This is a genomic window from Bacillus sp. FSL K6-2861 (assembly GCF_038630725.1).
Taxonomy (GTDB): domain Bacteria; phylum Bacillota; class Bacilli; order Bacillales; family Bacillaceae; genus Bacillus; species Bacillus velezensis.
On sequence record NZ_CP152037.1, the window covers coordinates 2,796,797 to 2,815,768 of the forward strand.

The window sequence follows — 18,972 nt, forward strand, 5'->3', positions numbered from 1 at the left end:
AAAACGTAAGTCCGCCGTTTTAAGCAAGCCGTTTAACGACGGCGGCAAGCTTTTCGGCGGCTGTTTCGATTTGTTCCGCCGTATTGCCGAGGCCGAAGCTGAGGCGGATTGACGAAGTCAGCCTGCCGCTCTCACTTCCGAACATGGCCGTAAGCACATGGGACGGAAGAACGGATCCTGCCGTACAAGCAGATCCGCTGGAGACGGCAATGCCTTCCATGTCAAGATTGACCAGCAGCGCTTCCACCGGCACACCGGGAAAGTAAAGGTTTAAAATATGAGGCAGGCATTTCTCGGCATCTCCGTTCACCTCCGCTGTGACGCCGGATTTTTCCAGCGTGCTCATGATAATGTTCTTAAACTCCTTATACTTCGCTGTTTTCTCTTCCCTCTCACGGTTTGAAAGGACGACCGCTTCTTTTAAGCCGGCGATGCCCGGTACATTTTCCGTCCCCGCGCGGCGCTTTCGTTCCTGCTCTCCCCCGAGAAGAATCGGTGACAGCTTCACCTCTTGATTTACATATAAAAAGCCTGTCCCTTTAGGCCCGTTAAGCTTGTGACCGGAAACAGACAGCATGTCAATTCTGCTTTTTTTCACGTCAATCGGCATATAACCGAATGCCTGGACGGCATCTGTGTGAAAATAGGCCTGATGCCCGCTTAACAGCTCTCCGATTTCGTCAATCGGCTGAATGGTACCGACTTCGTTATTGCCATACATGACGGTAACAAGGATTGTATCATCACGGAGCGCTTCTTTCACCTGATTTGCACTGATCCGTCCTGAAGGGCCGGGGATGAGGTATGTCACCTCAAAGCCGTCTTCTTCCAGCTTTTCGCAGGCGTGCAATACAGCATGATGCTCAATAGCGGTCGTAATGATATGCTTACCTTCATTCTTCCGGGCGGCAGCCGTTCCGAAAATCGCTAAATTATCAGCCTCCGTGCCGCCGCTTGTGAAAATAATTTCCTGTTCTTTCGCACTGATTTCGCGCGCGATGTCCGCTCTCGCTTCATCGACCCATTTCCGGGATTCTCTCCCGAATGAATGAATGCTTGACGGGTTGCCGAAACTGCCGAAGAAATGGGGCTTCATTTCTTCGAGCACACGCTCATCCATCGGGGAAGTCGCGGCATGATCTAAATAAATCCGTTCCATTGTCTGTACACCTCTGGTTTAAATATAGAACATATAAGCTTCCTGCTCGCCGTCCGTGTAGCTCGCAAGGTCTTCTAACGTCGTGCTGTCCAGCACGTCTTTTACAGCGTCGCGGATGCGGATCCATAACTCCCGCTTGGCAGGCTCTTCATCCTCAAGCACTTCTACCGGGCTGATCGGCCCTTCCAGCACTCTGATAATATCTCCGGCCGTTATCTCTTCAGGCTGGCCCCCGAGCACGTACCCCCCGTAAGCGCCTCTGATGCTTTTTACGAGTCCGGCGTTTCTGAGCGGTGATACAAGCTGTTCCAAGTAATGCTCAGAAAGGCTGTTTGTTTGGGCGATGCTTTTGAGCGACGTCGGACCGTCTCCGTGCTTTTTCGCCAATTCAATCATAATGGTGAGCCCGTATCTTCCCTTTGTCGATATTTTCAATATGAACACCCCAGTCAATTCTAATTGTTAATTTATACAAGTAAATGGATATGAATAATCTGTTTAGTATCTTATAGACCAACTGTTATTATAACATAACTTATCCTAATTTTCATTGAAACACGGGGCCCGCCGCAATTCGCTTTTCTAATCGTCCGTTTTCCGTTACCCTGTATATGTAAGGAGAGATGTTCATGAAACCATTGGCGTATCGGATGCGGCCTGCCAATATCGAAGACATTATCGGCCAGGAACATTTGGTCAAAGAAGATAAAATCATCGGCAGAATGGTGCGTGCAAAGCACTTATCATCCATGATCCTGTACGGACCGCCGGGCATCGGAAAAACGTCCATCGCCACAGCGATCGCAGGATCGACAAGCATCGCATTCAGAAAATTGAATGCCGTCATTCATAATAAAAAAGACATGGAGATTGTCGTACAGGAAGCGAAAATGTCAGGCCAAGTCATTTTAATCCTTGACGAAGTGCACAGGCTTGATAAGGGAAAGCAGGATTTTCTGCTGCCCTATTTAGAAAACGGCATGATTATTTTAATCGGCGCGACGACCGCCAACCCCTATCATGCCATTAACCCGGCCATCAGAAGCCGGACCCAGATCTTCGAGCTTGAACCGTTAACACCCGATCTGATCAAGCAGGCATTGGAAAGAGCGCTCACAGATGAACACCGGGGACTCGGTTCCTACAGCGTTTCGGTGGACGACGACGCGATGGATCATTTCGCGCAAGGGTGCGGAGGAGACGTCCGCTCCGCTTTGAACGCACTTGAGCTTGCCGTGCTCTCCACAAAGGAATCAAGCGACGGCACGATCCGGATTACACGGGAGACGGCGGAAGAATGTCTGCAGAAAAAAAGCTATACTCATGATAAAAACGGCGATGCGCATTATGACGTCTTATCCGCCTTCCAAAAATCGATCCGAGGCTCGGACGCAAACGCCGCCCTTCATTATCTGGCCCGTCTGATCGAAGCCGGCGACCTTGAAAGCATATCAAGAAGGCTTCTCGTGATCGCCTATGAAGATATCGGCCTCGCAAGCCCGCAGGCAGGCCCCCGGGTGCTGAGCGCGATTCAGACCGCAGAACGGATCGGCTTTCCGGAAGCGAGAATTCCGCTGGCCAATGCGGTAATCGAATTATGCCTCTCGCCAAAATCAAACTCCGCCATCTCAGCCGTTGATGAGGCGCTCAAAGACATCAGGACGGGTAAAATCGGCGATGTGCCGAAACATTTAAAAGACGCCCACTATAAAGGGGCCCAAGAGCTCGGACGCGGGATCGGCTATCAATATCCTCACGATTTCGAGAACGGATGGGTCGAACAGCAATATTTGCCTGATCCGTTAAAAAACAAGCAATACTATAAACCGAAACAAACTGGGAAATTTGAAGCCGCCATAAAGCAAGTGTATGAAAAACTGATGAAGCAGAAAAAATAACCGGACAAGAACACCCTATGTGTTCTTGTTTTTTTTGATACCGGCCAAAATCTTTCGTGTAAACGGCGGATTCAAATAAAAAAACAGCCTTTCCTGAAGAAGGCTGTTTTTCTTTTTATTTATCTTTAACCCGTTTAATGTCGATGTCCTTTAAGAGCTCCATGACAACATGTCCGCCCATAATCAGACCGGCCACTGACGGAACCCAGGCGTTGGAAGACGGCGGCATTTGCGCTTTGCGGATTTTCGCTTCATCATTCCCGACTTCTTTTCTGACGTCTTCACGGATGACGATCGGGCTTTCATCAGAAAAAATGACCTGTACGCCTTTTTTAATGCCCTCTTTACGAAGCCTTGTGCGGACAACTTTGGCAATCGGATCGGTATGGGTTTTTGAAATATCAGCAATCTGAAAGCGTGTCGGGTCTGTTTTATTCGCCGCTCCCATGCTTGAAATCAGCGGAACATTCCGTTTCAGACATTCTTTCATCAGATGAATTTTATAATGAATTGTATCCGACGCGTCAATGACGTAATCGAGCGGATACTCAAAGAACTGCTCATACGTCTCTTCCGTATAAAACATTTTTAAGGCGACGACGTCACAATCCGGATTAATATCCGCGATCCGCGCTTTCATCAAGTCTGTTTTCGGCTGTCCCACCGTCGACAAGAGCGCATGCAGCTGGCGGTTTACGTTTGTAATGTCAACATCATCTTTATCGACAAGCACGATCCGCCCCACTCCGGACCTCGCCAATGCTTCGGCTGCGAATGAACCGACTCCGCCGACGCCGAGAACGGCCACCGTGCTGTTTTTTAACGTGTCCAGCCCTTCTTTTCCAATCGCTAGCTCATTTCTGGAAAACTGATGTAACAAGAACCTCACTCCACATTCTGGTTTTATAAACTCGGCTTGTCAAAAAGCCGCTGGTTTTAGCGCACAAAAAATAAAGTCCCAATTGTGCCGTTGCAGCTTTCCTTCGTTTTGAACCCGCTCTCAGCAGGTGGGTGCCCTTTTTTAAATCTTGTAAGTCCTCTTAACGAATGAAAAGAGGCATGTACGCCATTTAAAAATGCGGGCTCCCAAATCAAAAAAATGTTCGGTCAAAACTAGGTGTACAACTAACACATCAGGACTTTATTTAACTTGTCAAAATCATATCACAGCAGATTTTGATTTTCAAGAAACAAACTGCTGATCTTTACTGTTTCACTTTTCTTTTGACAGAAAGGTGAAGTTCTTCAAGCTGGGCGTCGCTCACTTCGCCGGGCGCTTCCGTAAGAAGGCAGCTTGCGCTTGCCGTTTTCGGGAAAGCGATCGTATCTCTTAAGTTTGTGCGGCCTGCAAGAAGCATAACCAAACGGTCTAAGCCGAGCGCGATTCCGCCGTGCGGAGGGGCGCCGTATTCAAAGGCTTCAAGAAGGTATCCGAACTCCTCCTCCGCTTCTTCTTTTGTAAAGCCGAGAAGCCCGAACATTTTTTCCTGAACGTCTTTTTCAAAAATACGGATTGAGCCTCCGCCGAGTTCATAGCCGTTTAAGACAAGGTCGTAAGCCTGCGCTTTCATATCTTCAGGCGCCGTTTCAATCAGGTCAAGATCTTCACGGACAGGCATTGTAAACGGATGGTGAGCCGCATAGAAACGGCCTTCTTCCTCGTCATGCTCCAGTAACGGCCAGTCCACAACCCACAGGAAGTTGAAGAGGCTTTCGTCAATCAGGCCGCGTTCTTTGCCGAGCTTTAAGCGAAGCGCGCCGAGGGATTGAGCCACAACCTCAAACTTATCAGCGCCGAACAGGAGCAGATCGCCTTCAGAAGCATCAAGCGCTTCAGCCAGTTTTGCCTGCTTCTCTTCATCAAAGAATTTCGCAATCGGGCCTTTTACGCCGTCAGCTTCAACTTTCACCCAAGCGAGACCTTTCGCGCCGTAATTTCCGGCAAAAACGCCGAGCGCATCGATATCTTTTCTGGAATAGTCGCCGGCAGCGCCTTTGACATTGATCGCTTTTACAACGCCGCCGTTTGCCACGGCTGATGAGAACACCTTAAATTCAGTATCTTTCACTATGTCTGACACGTCCGTCAGCAGCATGCCGAAGCGGGTGTCAGGCTTGTCGGAACCGTAGCTGTTCATCGCTTCTTCATATGTCATTCGCGGAAGCGGCAGCGGTACTTCAACACCTTTTGTTTCAAGCATGACTTTCGCCATCATCTCTTCCGCCAGAGCCATGATGTCCTCTTGACTCATAAAGGACATTTCGATATCAATCTGCGTAAATTCCGGCTGGCGGTCGGCACGCAAGTCTTCATCGCGGAAGCAGCGGGCCACTTGATAATACCGTTCAAAGCCCGACACCATCAGAAGCTGTTTAAAAATCTGCGGCGATTGCGGAAGGGCGTAAAATTCCCCTTCATGCACCCGGCTCGGCACTAAGTAATCACGGGCGCCTTCGGGAGAGCTTTTTGTTAAAATCGGTGTTTCAATATCAAGAAATCCGTTTTCATCCAAGAAATGGCGGATAGATTTTGTGACTTGATGGCGCATTTGCAATGTTTGAAACATCGCCGGGCGGCGCAAATCCAAATAGCGGTGTTTTAACCGGACGTCTTCAGAAACCTCAGCCGCCTGGTCACTGATCGGAAACGGAGGCGTTTTCGCCGTACTGAGCACCGTCACCGCTTCAGCTTTGATTTCAATTTTACCGGTTTTCAGGTTGGAATTCACCGTGCCTTCTTCACGGGCAGAAACCGTGCCTTCGATATCAAGCACATATTCGTTTCTGATTGCTTCCGCTGCGGCAAGGGCTTCCTTCGATACGTCAGGGTTGAACACGACTTGCACAATACCCGAGCGGTCGCGCAAATCAATGAAAATCAAGCCGCCGAGATCGCGCCGCTTCTGCACCCACCCTTTCAGTTTGACGGTTTCGCCAATCGCTTTTTCAGTTATCTCGCCACAATAATATGTTCTTCCAAACATAGCGTTCCTCTCCTTCACTGCTTTTGATCTGCCTTTAACACTTGTATCAGCTCGTCTAACACCACTTCACGCTGTTCTCCTGTTTCCGCATCTTTTACATTGATTTTATTTTGGGCAAGCTCATCTTCCCCTAAAATCGCAATAAAACGTGCGCCGAGACGGTCAGCCGTTTTGAATTGGCCCTTCATCTTTTTATTTTCATAATCGATTTCACTTGAGATGCCCGCTTCTCTCAGTTTGTACACGAGGGAAACGGAATAATCCTTCGCTTTTTCTCCGAGCGTCACGATGTAGCAGTCAATCCCCTGATTGACGGGAAGCTCTGTTTTCTCAGCGTCAATGGCTGCCAGCAGACGTTCGATGCTCATCGCAAATCCGATACCCGGCGCTTCAGGTCCGCCGATCTGTTCAACAAGCCCGTCATAGCGGCCCCCGCCGGCAAGGGTTGTAATCGCTCCGAATCCTTCGGCATTGCTCATAATTTCAAAAGCGGTATGGTTATAATAATCAAGCCCTCTGACAAGGTTCGGATCTATTTCGAACGGGATGCCGAGATCGTTTAAGTATTGTTTTACTTTCTCAAAATAAGCGGCTGATTCTTCATTTAAGTAATCAAGAATGGACGGAGCCGTTTTCATCAGTTCATGCTCTCTGTCTTTCTTGCAGTCAAGAATTCTGAGCGGGTTTGTGTGCAGGCGCGACTGGCAGTCTGAGCAAAACTCTCCGATGCGCGGTTCAAAATGTTTGACGAGCGCTTCCCGGTAGGATTTGCGGCTCTCCTGGTCACCAAGGCTGTTCAGCACAAGCTTGACATGTTTCAAACCCGCTTTACGGTAAATACTCATCGCAAGCGCAATGACTTCTGCATCCACGGCCGGATCTTTGGAGCCGATCGCTTCGATTCCGAATTGATAGAATTGCCGGAAACGCCCCGTCTGCGGACGTTCGTAACGGAACATCGGTCCGACATAATAAAGCTTCGTCGGCTGCACCGGGTTCGCAAATAATTTATTTTCATTGAACGCGCGGACTGCAGCGGCTGTTCCTTCCGGCCGAAGCGTCAGGCTTCTCCCTTTACGGTCTTCAAACGTGTACATTTCTTTCTGCACGATATCTGTAGACTCACCGACGCCTCTTGCGAACAATTCCGTATGCTCGAAAATCGGTGTGCGGATTTCTTTATATTGATAAGTGCGGCACGTCTCCCTCATAATTTGTTCGACGAACTGCCATCTGTCTGATTCACCCGGCAGTATGTCCTGTGTGCCTCTTGGAATGTGATATGCCATGTTACAGGCCTCCTTAATGTCTTTCTTCAAATAAAAAAACTCCCGCTCCTACTATACATGTATAGTAGGGACGAGAGTTATACCCGTGGTGCCACCCTAGTTGGAATGCCGAAGCATCCCCGCTCTGACCTTTAACGCAGGTTCACGTCCGCTGCCTAATGACTTGCAAAAGCGTTCAGCAGGGAACCTCCGGAGTGTTGTTTCGAGAAAGATGCAGTGCGGATCCGCTTTCAGCCCGGGACGGTTCCTCTCTTCTCCATGCATTCTGACCTACTCTTCTCCATTATCGGTTCAAAATCGTTATCATGACTTATGTACATCAATTTCTATTATAATAATGGGATTGCACTCCCCTGTCAAGTTTTATTCCGTCTGTTTTTCCTTGCGACCGCTTCTTTCGATAAGAGACCGAACTCCGTCGCCGTCTCTTCAAGAAAACCCGCCTTTTCGCTATCGCTCTGATCACTGAAGTGCAGATTTCCTTCCGCATCGTGCAGCGCGCGTCCCATTTTTGGTTGATATTTCATGATTTGCACACCTTTTCGCTGTATTTATGACTAGTATAAACAAACCATTTTATTTTTATTTAACATTCAGCAAGGAAAATACGATATTATACAAGAATGTATTTTAGTTAGTTCAGAAAGGAGGACAGCCATGAAGAAGAGAACTCTTGCTCTTATTTTATGCGGCGTCATCATCACAGCGCTTCTTCCGTCATTCCACACCGCAATCGCCGCAGAGGGAGAAGCGGTCATCGCGACAGACAAGATCAATGTCAGAGGCGGTCCCGGCCTGAGCTACGGAATTAAGGCTGAAGTAAAAAAAGGGGAAAGATACCCGATCGCTAAGGAAGAGGGAGACTGGGTGCAGCTTCAGCTGAGCCCCGGTAAAACCGGATGGGTCGTTTCCTGGCTGATATCAAAAACAGCCGGGGGAGCAGACCATTCATCCGCAACAAGCGGAACGGTCACTTCCACCGATCCTGACCTCCGCATCAGAAAAGGCCCGGGGACATCGTATGAAGTCATCGGCAAACTTCCGCAAGGCGCACATGCATCCGTGCTGGACAAGAACAGCGGATGGGTGAACATTTCTTATCAAGGCACAACCGGATGGGTTTCTTCCGAATACGTCACCGCGGACAGCGGCGGATCGGATACGAAAGCAACTTCGGCCCGAAGCGGGTCAAAAAACGGGACTGTCGGCGTTTCTTCATTGAATGTCAGAAGTGCAGCGTCACATGATTCAGCGATTATGACTAAATTATCACGCGGAACAAAGGTTTCCATCTTAAGTGAAGACCACGGCTGGCTGAAAATTGAAGCAAACGGGCAAAAAGGCTGGGCAGCAAGCCACTACATCATAAAGGATTCTGACTCATCGGACAGCGCATCCGGCTCGGGAGACGGTTCTGCGGGCTCAGGCTCCTCGAAAAAAGCGTATATTGTTTACGGCGGCACCAACTTAAGGAGCTCGGCCTCGACTTCCGCTTCTATCGTAAAAAGAGCAGATAAAGGCGCAGCCTACCCGATTGTCGGCTCAAGCGGCAAATGGTATGAAGTCCGGCTTGAAAACGGACAAACCGCATATGTGGCAAACTGGGTCGTACAAACGTCAAAAAGCGGTGAGGAAACAGGTGAAGCACCTTCTCCCGCCACGTCAGGCGGCAGCGGCTCACTTAAAAACAAGACGATCGTCGTTGATCCCGGACACGGAGGAAAAGACAGCGGAACGATCGGCTACTCCGGAAAGTTTGAAAAAAACGTAACCATTAAAACCGCTAAGTTGCTGGCCCAAAAATTGCGGGCGGCCGGTGCAAACGTGTATATCACCAGACAGGATGATACTTTTATCAGCCTGCAGGCCAGGGTTTCAACCTCTCATTACCGGAATGCGGATGCCTTTATCAGCATTCACTATGACAGCTATGCCGATACGTCAACACGGGGAAGCACAGCTTATTATTACAGTCCGTCTAAGGATCGCCAGCTTGCCTCAGACGTCCATTCTGAAGTAGTGAAGCGTTCCTCTATCCCAGATCGCGGCGTTCTGTTTGGCGATTATTACGTCCTGAGGGAAAATAAACGGCCTGCCATGCTGTATGAGCTCGGCTATCTCAGTCAACCGCAAGAAGAAACAATCATACATAGCGGCTCTTATCAGGAAAAAGTGACAGACGGAATTGAAAGCGGATTGGAACATTATTTTCAATCATAAAAAAAAGCTGCCGAACGGCAGCTTTTTTATTGTTTAGAATCCATAATCAATGTAATCGGCCCGGAATTCGTCAGCTGAACATCCATCATGGCTCCGAATATTCCGGTTTCCACTTTGACTCCTTTTTCCCGAAGGAGTTCGTTCCACTTTTCATAAAGGAGCACAGCCTGATCCGGTTTAGCCGCATTCATAAAATTCGGGCGTCTCCCTTTCTTCGTTTCGCCGTAAAGCGTAAACTGGGAAACGGATAAAATCTCCCCGCCCGTATCCAAAAGCGATAAATTCATCTTGCCGCTTTCATCATCAAAAATCCGAAGATTCACGATTTTATCCGCCAAGTAAGCGGCATCTTCTTCTGTATCTTCATGAGTGATGCCGACAAGCGCCATAATGCCGGGTCCGATCCGGCCGGCAACAGCGCCGTCAACCGTCACACTTGCTTCTGTTACACGCTGAACAACTAATTTCATAGCAAGCTCCTTTTAGTTCATTACCCGCCGGACTGAATAGATGTCTCTGATCTGTTTAATCCGCTCGACCACTTTGTGCAGATGGTTGATGTTTTGAATAAAAATCGCCATATGAATCGTAGCAACTTTATTGCGGTCGGATTTGCCGGAGACAGAGGAGATGTTGGTTTTCGTTTCATTTACGGCTTGGAGCACCTCATTTAAAAGCCCGAGACGGTCATACCCCAAAATCTCAATCTCAACGTTATATTCTTTGCGTCTTTGAACCTGTGATTCATGCTCCCATTCAACGGGGATCAGACGTTCCTGCGCTTCATTCGTTTTGACGTTCGGACAGTCATCCCGGTGAACGGATACACCGCGCCCTTTTGTAATAAAACCGACAATATGGTCGCCCGGCACCGGGTTGCAGCATTTCGACAAGCGGACGAGAAGGTTGTCAATGCCTTTTACGCGCACACCCGCTTCCCGTTTTCTCCCTTGCGGATAATGTTTCGGCTCGGAAGTGACTTCCTGAACGATTTTTTCCTGCTCTTCCTGGTCACGAAGCTTCCGTTCTTTTTCGGTGAGCCTGTTGGCCACCTGAAGAGCGGTAATGCCGTTATACCCGACCGCCGCGTACATATCCTCTTCATTTGAGAAATTGAACTTGTCGGCAACTTTTTGAAGATTTTCGAGTGTTAAAACATCTTTCACTTCAAAATCAAGATTTTTAATTTCTTTCTCGACAAGCTCACGGCCTTTTTCGACGTTTTCTTCACGGCGCTGTTTCTTAAAGAATTGGCGGATTTTGTGTTTCGCCTGAGACGTCTGCGCCAGTTTAACCCAGTCTTGACTCGGACCGTATGAATGCTTGGACGTCAGAATCTCGACGATGTCGCCCGTCCGGAGCTTATGGTCAAGCGTCACCATTTTTCCGTTCACTTTCGCCCCGATTGTTTTGTTGCCGATCTCCGAGTGGATCCTGTAGGAAAAATCAATCGGCACAGAGCCTGACGGCAGTTCAATGACATCGCCTTTTGGCGTAAATACGTATACCATGTCAGAAAACAGATCGATTTTCAGCGATTCCATAAATTCTTCCGCATCCGTAGACTCGTTTTGGAATTCCAGAATTTCACGGAACCAGGACAGTTTTTTCTCAAATGTCGCTTCTTCGTTTGCAGCCTTGCCTTCTTTATATGCCCAGTGTGCGGCCACCCCGTATTCAGCGATCTCATGCATCTCAAACGTTCTGATCTGCACTTCCAGCGGATCGCCTTTAGGCCCGATTACGGTCGTATGCAGCGACTGATACATATTCGGTTTAGGCATTGCAATATAATCTTTGAATCTGCCCGGCATCGGCTTCCAGCACGTATGAATAATGCCGAGTACGGCGTAGCAGTCTTTAATGCTTCCGACAAGAATACGGACGGCGAGCAGATCATATATTTCATTGAACTGTTTATTTTGCAGCGCCATCTTGCGGTAAATGCTGTAGATGTGCTTCGGACGTCCTGAGAAGTCCGCTTTGATATTTACTTCTTCGACCCGTTTTTTCACTTCATTGACAACCTCTTCGACATAAAGTTCGCGTTCCGCGCGCTTTTTCTTCATGAGGTTGACGATTCTGTAATATTGCTGAGGATTCAAATAACGGAGAGCGGTGTCTTCCAGCTCCCATTTGATTTTAGAAATCCCGAGCCGATGGGCCAGCGGAGCGAAAATTTCCAGCGTCTCATTTGAAATTCTCCGCTGCTTTTCCTGCGGAAGATGCTTTAACGTCCGCATATTGTGAAGGCGATCCGCCAGCTTGATCAATATGACTCTGATATCCTGAGCCATAGCGACAAACATTTTTCGATGGTTTTCCGCCTGCTGCTCCTCTTGAGATTTATACTTAATTTTACCGAGCTTCGTCACGCCGTCGACAAGCATCGCCACTTCTTCAGAAAATGCTTCCTTCAGGTCGTCGAGGGTGACATCCGTGTCCTCTACCACGTCATGCAGAAATCCGCCCGCAATTGTGGAAGGGTCCATTTCCAGATCGACGAGGATCCCCGCCACCTGAATCGGATGAATGATGTACGGCTCACCTGATTTGCGGTACTGTTCGCGATGCGCGTTTTGCGCATACAGGTAAGCTTTCTCAACAAACGCAATCTGCTCCTCCGGCAGATAAGTGCGCGCTTTATCTATTACTTGCTCGGCAGTCAATACTTGTTCGTTCGCCATGGAATCACCTTTTTTAAATGTAAACTGTATTAGTTTATTATCAAGAAAAAAACGAGAGATGTAAAGGGCAGAAGTTCAAAACACCTAAAGAATCTGTCAGGATGATGAAATAATAGGAAAAAAGCACCCTGACACGAGTGCTTTTTTCCATATGCGGTTAATATTTCATTAATGTTAAAATATCGTAATCGTCAAGCTTGTCTCTTCCGTCAAGGTAAGAAAGCTCGATTAAGAACGCAATACCGGCTACGACGCCGCCCAGTTCTTCGACCAGCTTAATCGTTGCTTCGATCGTGCCGCCTGTTGCAAGCAAGTCATCAGTAATCAGCACGCGCTGTCCCGGCAGAATCGCATCTTTATGAATCGTCAGTACGTCTTTTCCGTACTCCAAACCGTAATCGACTTTAATGACCTCACGCGGAAGTTTTCCTTCTTTCCGAACCGGCGCAAAGCCCACTCCGAGAGCGTATGCAACCGGACAGCCGATAATAAAGCCGCGCGCTTCAGGCCCGACAACTAAATCAATTTCTTTTTCTTTTGCATATTCAACAATTTGGTCAGTGGCGTAACGGTATACGTCGCCTTTGTCCATCAATGTCGTAATATCTTTAAATTGTACGCCTTCTTTCGGGTAATCGGGCACAATTGTTACGTATTTTTTAAGATCCATCTGTTCTATGTCCTCCTCGTACTTTCATAAGCTTCTGAACCTTGGTTCATCAGCTTATTCAGCCATTCCTTCAGCTCATGGGCTGCGGAATAATTGAGCTTCTGGTCTAATTCCATCAGCTGCTGTTTTACCTGATAGGTTTGCGAATCTGCCAGGTCGCGTTTTTTCGCGCCGCTCACGACAGACAGCACACCATCTTCTATTTTAACAAAACCGAGATCAAAAAACACCTTTGTCATGAAATTGATTGTGTCAATTGACCATCCTCTGTGTCTCGCAAGCTCTGAACCATGCTTGCCGAAGTCAAAAGCGCCCCTTTTCAAGAGAAATGCGTAAAACCACTTGAAATCATTCCGCGATGGAAATGAGGACAGGAAATGTTCTTCATGATTGATAAAAACAAAATAAATCCGGTCCGGCTTCTTTCCGTCAAGCAAATGCTGCAGGCGATCCGCTGACGGCGGCACATCCAGAAAAACGGCATATTTTCCGTCAAGCTGGAGAGCTTCCGCCTCGGATTCCGATGTGATCCCGGCCAGCTCGCCCGACAGCTCTTTTGCACGGAGCTTCTGAGCGGTTTTTTCGTTAAAGCTGATGAGCACCCGTTTTTCCTTCGGCAGCGCGGTGACCGTGTCTTCCCACGTCCGCTTGCCCCTGATATCAAAAAGCTGCCATTCCGGCACCGCAGCGTCTTTAATCATCAGCTGGGGCTTCTTTCTGTTGTTCCATTCATTAATGGACATCTCGCCGACAATGGAAATCGTTGATCCGGGGACAATTCCGGCTTCAAGCTCTCCTTTGTTAAAGCCGACGCAGTCAAGGACGGCGGAATCACTTTTCACCGTCATTTTCACGTGGTTTTTATTCGCTCCGATCAGGCGCACATCATCAAGTACGGCATTTTTCACCATCACATGCGGTTTAGGGTTAAGCATGCCGAACGGCGACAGCATATTCAATTCTGTAATGCTTTCAACGGTTATGTCTTCAACGCCGCAGACAAGATCAACCTCCTGAACGGGAATAAAATCCTCTTCCGTAAGGGTTTCTTCAGCCATTTGATTCAGCCTGTCCCTTAATTCCGCCACATCTTCAGCCTTCAACGTCATTCCTGCCGCCATCGGATGCCCGCCGAAATGAGGAAGAATGTCTCTGCACTGTGAAAGGCTCGTAAACAGGTTGAAGCCTCTGATGCTTCGCGCCGACCCTTTAGCGATTCCCTGCTCCTCATCTATCCCAAGCACAACAGCGGGACGGTAAAAACGTTCAGCCAGCTTCGATGCGACAATACCGACGACTCCCGGATTCCAGCCGGCTTTTGCCACTACAATGGCAGACGGGTTTCCGCCTTGCTGCTGAACCATTTCAACAGCCTCTTCGGTCATGGTTTTCACCATTTTCTGCCGCTCTTTATTCAGCCGGTCAATATCCGAAGCCAGTTCCTCCGCTTCAAACTGATCTTCGGTCATCAGCAGATGGACGGCGGGATCGGCCTGTTCTATTCTTCCGACGGCATTGAGCCTCGGCGCGACCTGAAATCCGATCGTTTCCTCATCAGCTTGTCCGATATCTCCGCCGGAAAGCTTAATCAGGGCTTTGAGGCCCGGCCGATTTGTCGTCCGAAGCCTTTCGATTCCGAGTGACGCAATTAATCTGTTTTCATCATGAAGAGGCACCAGATCTGCAACCGTACCGATTGCCGCCAAGTCCAGCATAGCTTCCGGCAAAGAACCCGTAAGCGCGTGGGCAAGCTTAAACGCCACACCGACGCCGGCCAATTCTTTAAACGGATAGCCGCAGCCCGGCTGCTTCGGGTGGATGATCGCAAATACGTCAGGAAGCTCGGGTCCCGGCTCATGGTGGTCGGTAATAATGACGTCTAAGCCCAGCTCTTTTGCGACTTCAGCTTCATGGACGGCGGCGATTCCCGTATCCACTGTAATGATCAGCGAAAATCCCCGCTCTTTTATGGAGCGGAAAGCTTGTTCATTCGGGCCGTAGCCTTCTGTGAAACGGTCGGGAATATAAAAGTCAACGTCCGCCGACAGCTGTCTCAGTGCCGTCAGCATCACCGACGTGCTTGTAACGCCGTCTGCATCGTAATCTCCGTAAATCATAATCGGTTCCCCTTGAGAAACCGCCAGTTTTATCCGATCAACTGCTTCCCGCATTCCCTTTAATTCATACGGGTCATAAAAGTCTGCATCCTTTGTATGTAAAAACAGCCTTGCGCTTTCGGCAGTATCAAAACCTCTTTTTACAAGCAGTGATGCCACAAGAGGTGTTATGTCCAATTGTTCTGTGAGTGATTTGACTTTTTCCTGATCCGGCTGCTGGATTTCCCAGCGCATTTTTGACGCTAACATAAATTCACCCCTCAACCACCCTATTATACTAGAGCGGACTGAGGGGTTTCAAATGTTATTCTGATCCTTTTTTCTCTTCAAGCATTTCTTCCGGCGGCGCGGCTGTTTTTTGGCCGTCCGAATCAGCCGTCAATTCAGCCGCAGATCTGTTTTCTTTCCGCAGCATTTTAATTTCGCGCTTCAGCTTCATCACTTGAAAGATACCGGCTGAAAACACGATCAGCGCTCCCATTAACACAGAACCTAAAATGACTAAAATCAGCGGCCATTCAGCGGTTCCGAACAGATAATCAACCTCAACCGCCCGCACGTTAATGACAGCAAAGATGGCGACAATCAAAGTAAATAGTAAAGCGAATATAATAGTCCATTGTTTATTCATGCGTCTGCCCCCAATTGTTCATTCTTATCTTTTCCCCCATTTTCCCGGGAGTAAACCCCGGTCTTAGGAAATCCGGGCCGTTAACTGCTCGCGGACCAGCTTTTTCAGTCCGCTCCTTTCTCCCGATATGACGAGGGTGTCCCCTTCTTCAATTACGGTATCAATGCCGGGGCTCAGCTGTTTTTGCCGGTTTTTCTTTACGATCGCAATAATCTGGGCGTTGTAATGTTTCTTGATCTCCAAATCTCCGATTGTGCGGCTGACAGCCGGTGCATGAGATTCGGCTTTAAACCACTCGATGACGAGGTCATCAAGCGCGACTTCCACAGATTCCAGCGCTTTCGGCTTATACGTCATCCCGCCTAAAATAGCGGAAATCTGCCTCGCCTCTTCGTCGTTAAATTCAACGGATGCCAAGCATTCGTCATGATCATTCTCATCGAAGTAATAGAGCTCTTTTCTGCCGTCATCATGAAGAATAATACTGATTTTATCATGATTTTTCGTAATGACTTCTACTTTCTGGCCGATGCCCGGAAGCTCCGACTCACGAACGTTCATAAGAACCCTCCTACATGTTTTTACAATGATGATTGATTATGTAAGCGTATGTCATTATAGCAAATGCAGGTTTTAAGTTCAATGCGGCCTAAAAAAACAGGCTGCCTTCCGGAAGACAGCCTGTTCCCATTTTACTCTTCGATTGATTTTTTCCCTTTAAATTCTTTACCTTTCCATACAAGCCACAGCTGCGCGGCGATGTAAAGAGAGGAATAAACGCCCGTCAATAAACCGACCAATAAGGCGACGGAGAAGTTTGTAATTGACGATGAGCCCAAAATGAGCAGCACGACGACAACAATCACAACGGTCAAGACCGTATTGATCGAACGTGTAAAGGTTTGCTGCAAGCTCAGATTCACGATATGTTCCAGATCGGCAAATGACTTCGGCTTACGTTTTTTCATCTGCTCACGTATCCGGTCAAATGTAACGATCGTATCATTTATCGAGTAACCGATTATGGTGAGAATAGCGGCGATAAAGGTGACATCGACCTCCAGCCTGGTAATGCTGAAAAACGCGACGATAAAGAAAGCGTCATACAGCAGGGATACAATTGCGGCGACAGCCATTCTGTACTCGAAACGGATTGACACGTAAATAATGATGCCGATTGATGCAATGGCGACAGCATATAAAGCATTACGGGCCAGTTCTTTTCCGACTGTCGGCGATACCGTGCTGACGTTCGGTTCAGATCCGTATTTGTCCTTAAAGTACGTTTTGATTTCAGCGATTTTTTCTTTAGATGGCTCTCCGACAAACCGGGCCGCGGCAACATGGTTCTCTTTACCAGAAAGCACGATGTTTTCCGGTTCCATGCCGAGAGAGTCAAAGTCTTTTTCAACCTGCTGCGCCGTCAATGCATGATTGCTCTGCACGTCAATCCGCGCACCGCTTGCAAAATCGATTCCCAGGTTGAGCTTAAAGACCAGTAAGATGATAATTCCCGCAATGGTTACAGCGCTTGAGAAAATAAAGAAATATTTTCGCTTGCTCGTGAAATCCCATTTTTGGAATGCCGTATGCGGTTCAGTATTTTCATCCGTTTTTTGAATGTCCATAATGTGTTTTTTCTTGACGCCGAACCAGCCTTTTTTCCGGTCAAGCCATCTGCTTTCCACGAGAAGGGAGAGCAGGAATCTTGAAAGGAAGACAGCTGTAATAAAGCTTGTCAGAATTGACAGAATCAGCATCGTCGCAAACCCTTTTACAGAGCTTGCCCCGAAAATAAAGAGCACGACCGCTGCGATGATCGTTGTAATGTTCGCATCGAAAATCGTCGCGAATGACCGTCTGTTCCCTGAACGGAAAGCTGAGCGGACGGATTTGCCGAGTTTCAGTTCTTCTTTTATCCGTTCATAGGTGATGATGTTGGCGTCAACCGCCATCCCGACACCCAAAATGAGCGCCGCAATACCCGGAAGCGTCAGCACCGCCTGCATCCAGTCAAACACTTGAAGCGTAATATATACGTATACAGAAAGCGTAATTACCGCTATGAGTCCAGGCAGTCTGTAATAAAGCAGCATAAATAAGAAAACAATTGCAATACCGATGATGCCGGCCTCTACCGTATCATGCAAAGCCTGCTGTCCGAATTGCGCCCCTACTGAAGTAGAGTATTTTTCGGTCAGTTTCACAGGCAGCGCGCCCGCGTTTAAAATATTGGCCAAGTCCTTCGCTTTTTGAACGGTGAACTGACCTTCAATCGTGACATCCTTCGTGTTTAATTCCTGGCTCACATTCGGAGCGGATACATATTTCGGATGTTTTTTGCCGACTTCTTTTTTAAATGAATCGCCTTTTTGGTAATCAAGCCAGATCACAAGCTGATTATTAGGCGCCATTTTCTTGACTTTTTTCGTCACTTCTCCGAACTTATCCGCATCCTTCAGCTTAACGCTGACAATCGGTTCGTTCGTCGTCGGATCAAAGGTTTGCTTCGCGCCGTTTTCCACGAGATCAGAGCCGTTTAACAGCTCTTTATCATTCGTATCCCTGAACGAGAGCTGCGCTTCCGTTGACAGAATTTCGCGCGCCCTGTTCTGATTCGTGACGCCCGCCAGCTGTACGCGGATGCGGTTATTTCCTTCAATCTGAATATTCGGCTCGCTTACGCCGAGAACGTTAGCCCGGCGGTTCAGCGCCTGCACCGTGCTGACGAGCACGTCTTTTGTGATTTTATCGCCTTTTTTGACGGGCTGCACATCGTACAGAACTTCAAACCCGCCGCGTAAATCCAATCCTAACGTAATATTATTGGCAGCCGGTTTTGTAAAATACCCCAGCCCTGTGCCGATCAATAATACGATCAGGAAAAACGCAATCAAGCGTCCTTTTTTCATTATGTATTTCCTCCTTAAACCTATGCCGTCAAATCATTATCTCAGCAGTTCATCCAAAGCTTGCTGACCCTCATCGCTTTCCAGCCAATTAGACGACTTAAAAGCTTCAACGGTTGCATAGTTCATAAAATCGCCAATTTTTACTGATAAAATATGACCGGCCAATTCATGCAGCGGCAGTTCCTTTTTCTGTTTCCACTTTTTATGTATTAAGTATGACCATAAACTCTCGTGCTCAACATCATCGTATCCGAGGATTTTGAACTCTTCAAGTTTACTGTACAAGAAAGGCCGCAAATGATCTTTGTACATTTCGGCGGGATGTTTCTCCACTGGGCGCTCGCTCCTTTTTCCATTTTTCTCGAAGACTTGTCATGCTCGGACGACATCGGCGCATATCTTTAT

16 protein-coding genes, 1 other RNA gene and 1 other annotated feature are annotated in these 18,972 nt (G+C 48.0%); of the genes, 2 read left to right on the plus strand and 15 right to left on the minus strand.

What is annotated here, in order from left to right:
- Positions 1-19: 19 nt before the first annotated feature.
- Positions 20-1,159 (minus strand): cysteine desulfurase family protein, encoded by a 1,140-nt coding sequence (locus NYE62_RS13800; RefSeq protein ID WP_007408201.1) that lies wholly within the window; start codon positions 1,157-1,159, stop codon positions 20-22.
- An 18-nt stretch (positions 1,160-1,177) separates the two neighbouring features.
- Positions 1,178-1,594 (minus strand): cysteine metabolism transcriptional regulator CymR, encoded by a 417-nt coding sequence (cymR, locus tag NYE62_RS13805; RefSeq protein WP_003152730.1) that lies wholly within the window; start codon positions 1,592-1,594, stop codon positions 1,178-1,180.
- A gap of 194 nt (positions 1,595-1,788) precedes the next feature.
- Between cymR and NYE62_RS13810 the strand changes: the two genes are divergently transcribed.
- The gene (locus NYE62_RS13810) at positions 1,789-3,057 is read left to right on the plus strand and encodes a replication-associated recombination protein A (RefSeq protein ID WP_015240288.1); all 1,269 of its coding nucleotides are present in this window, start codon (positions 1,789-1,791) and stop codon (positions 3,055-3,057) included.
- Between the two features lie 115 nt (positions 3,058-3,172).
- On the opposite strand, the gene NYE62_RS13815 is transcribed toward NYE62_RS13810, so the two are convergent.
- The 5 genes from NYE62_RS13815 to NYE62_RS13835 all read right to left on the minus strand — a co-directional run bounded on the left by NYE62_RS13815 (position 3,173) and on the right by NYE62_RS13835 (position 7,857).
- A complete protein-coding gene (locus NYE62_RS13815; RefSeq protein ID WP_012118080.1) occupies positions 3,173-3,937 on the minus strand; it encodes a tRNA threonylcarbamoyladenosine dehydratase in 765 nt (254 codons plus the stop codon).
- A gap of 71 nt (positions 3,938-4,008) precedes the next feature.
- A non-coding RNA gene (ssrS, locus tag NYE62_RS13820) (6S RNA) lies at positions 4,009-4,200 on the minus strand.
- Positions 4,201-4,262: 62 nt separating this feature from the next.
- Positions 4,263-6,041: an aspartate--tRNA ligase gene (gene aspS, locus NYE62_RS13825; RefSeq protein WP_031378916.1), complete on the minus strand. Its 1,779-nt coding sequence runs from the start codon at positions 6,039-6,041 to the stop codon at positions 4,263-4,265.
- Between the two features lie 14 nt (positions 6,042-6,055).
- Positions 6,056-7,330: a histidine--tRNA ligase gene (gene hisS / locus NYE62_RS13830; protein ID WP_007612829.1), complete on the minus strand. Its 1,275-nt coding sequence runs from the start codon at positions 7,328-7,330 to the stop codon at positions 6,056-6,058.
- 63 nt (positions 7,331-7,393) lie between these two features.
- Positions 7,394-7,626, minus strand: a binding site (T-box leader).
- A gap of 60 nt (positions 7,627-7,686) precedes the next feature.
- Positions 7,687-7,857: a YrzK family protein gene (locus tag NYE62_RS13835; protein WP_012118083.1), complete on the minus strand. Its 171-nt coding sequence runs from the start codon at positions 7,855-7,857 to the stop codon at positions 7,687-7,689.
- A gap of 130 nt (positions 7,858-7,987) precedes the next feature.
- Between NYE62_RS13835 and NYE62_RS13840 the strand changes: the two genes are divergently transcribed.
- Positions 7,988-9,550, plus strand: a complete 1,563-nt coding sequence (locus NYE62_RS13840; protein WP_242750423.1) for an SH3 domain-containing protein — start codon at positions 7,988-7,990, stop codon at positions 9,548-9,550.
- A gap of 26 nt (positions 9,551-9,576) precedes the next feature.
- Here NYE62_RS13840 and dtd read toward each other — a convergent pair whose 3' ends face one another.
- From dtd to NYE62_RS13880, 8 genes are all read right to left on the minus strand, one after another.
- Complete coding sequence (gene dtd / locus NYE62_RS13845) at positions 9,577-10,020, minus strand: D-aminoacyl-tRNA deacylase (RefSeq protein ID WP_007408194.1); 444 nt, start codon at positions 10,018-10,020, stop codon at positions 9,577-9,579.
- Between the two features lie 12 nt (positions 10,021-10,032).
- The gene (gene relA / locus NYE62_RS13850) at positions 10,033-12,237 is read right to left on the minus strand and encodes a GTP diphosphokinase (protein ID WP_003152716.1); all 2,205 of its coding nucleotides are present in this window, start codon (positions 12,235-12,237) and stop codon (positions 10,033-10,035) included.
- A 157-nt stretch (positions 12,238-12,394) separates the two neighbouring features.
- Positions 12,395-12,907, minus strand: coding sequence for an adenine phosphoribosyltransferase (locus NYE62_RS13855; protein ID WP_003152714.1), 513 nt, complete (start codon positions 12,905-12,907; stop codon positions 12,395-12,397).
- 5 nt (positions 12,908-12,912) lie between these two features.
- Positions 12,913-15,273, minus strand: a complete 2,361-nt coding sequence (recJ, locus tag NYE62_RS13860) for a single-stranded-DNA-specific exonuclease RecJ (protein ID WP_242750425.1) — start codon at positions 15,271-15,273, stop codon at positions 12,913-12,915.
- A 55-nt stretch (positions 15,274-15,328) separates the two neighbouring features.
- Positions 15,329-15,655 carry a lipopolysaccharide assembly LapA domain-containing protein gene (locus NYE62_RS13865; protein ID WP_072177620.1) on the minus strand — a complete coding sequence of 109 codons (327 nt, stop codon included), beginning with the start codon at positions 15,653-15,655 and terminating at the stop codon, positions 15,329-15,331.
- Positions 15,656-15,718: 63 nt separating this feature from the next.
- A complete protein-coding gene (locus NYE62_RS13870; RefSeq protein ID WP_242750427.1) occupies positions 15,719-16,216 on the minus strand; it encodes a cation:proton antiporter regulatory subunit in 498 nt (165 codons plus the stop codon).
- Between the two features lie 131 nt (positions 16,217-16,347).
- Entirely contained in the window at positions 16,348-18,567 is a 2,220-nt protein-coding gene (secDF, locus tag NYE62_RS13875; RefSeq protein ID WP_199022065.1) for a protein translocase subunit SecDF, read from the minus strand.
- 36 nt (positions 18,568-18,603) lie between these two features.
- Positions 18,604-18,900, minus strand: a complete 297-nt coding sequence (locus NYE62_RS13880) for a post-transcriptional regulator (protein WP_094032215.1) — start codon at positions 18,898-18,900, stop codon at positions 18,604-18,606.
- Positions 18,901-18,972 lie beyond the last annotated feature (72 nt).

Excerpts from the sequence above, each read along its gene's own strand:
- NYE62_RS13800 (WP_007408201.1), bottom strand. The coding sequence starts at position 1,159 with ATGGAACGGATTTATTTAGATCATGCCGCGACTTCCCCGATGGATGAG.
- NYE62_RS13810 (WP_015240288.1), top strand. The coding sequence starts at position 1,789 with ATGAAACCATTGGCGTATCGGATGCGGCCTGCCAATATCGAAGACATT.
- aspS (WP_031378916.1), bottom strand. The coding sequence starts at position 6,041 with ATGTTTGGAAGAACATATTATTGTGGCGAGATAACTGAAAAAGCGATT.
- hisS (WP_007612829.1), bottom strand. The coding sequence starts at position 7,330 with ATGGCATATCACATTCCAAGAGGCACACAGGACATACTGCCGGGTGAA.
- NYE62_RS13835 (WP_012118083.1), bottom strand. The coding sequence starts at position 7,857 with ATGAAATATCAACCAAAAATGGGACGCGCGCTGCACGATGCGGAAGGA.
- NYE62_RS13840 (WP_242750423.1), top strand. The coding sequence starts at position 7,988 with ATGAAGAAGAGAACTCTTGCTCTTATTTTATGCGGCGTCATCATCACA.
- dtd (WP_007408194.1), bottom strand. The coding sequence starts at position 10,020 with ATGAAATTAGTTGTTCAGCGTGTAACAGAAGCAAGTGTGACGGTTGAC.
- relA (WP_003152716.1), bottom strand. The coding sequence starts at position 12,237 with ATGGCGAACGAACAAGTATTGACTGCCGAGCAAGTAATAGATAAAGCG.
- NYE62_RS13855 (WP_003152714.1), bottom strand. The coding sequence starts at position 12,907 with ATGGATCTTAAAAAATACGTAACAATTGTGCCCGATTACCCGAAAGAA.
- recJ (WP_242750425.1), bottom strand. The coding sequence starts at position 15,273 with ATGTTAGCGTCAAAAATGCGCTGGGAAATCCAGCAGCCGGATCAGGAA.
- NYE62_RS13865 (WP_072177620.1), bottom strand. The coding sequence starts at position 15,655 with ATGAATAAACAATGGACTATTATATTCGCTTTACTATTTACTTTGATT.
- NYE62_RS13870 (WP_242750427.1), bottom strand. The coding sequence starts at position 16,216 with ATGAACGTTCGTGAGTCGGAGCTTCCGGGCATCGGCCAGAAAGTAGAA.
- secDF (WP_199022065.1), bottom strand. The coding sequence starts at position 18,567 with ATGAAAAAAGGACGCTTGATTGCGTTTTTCCTGATCGTATTATTGATC.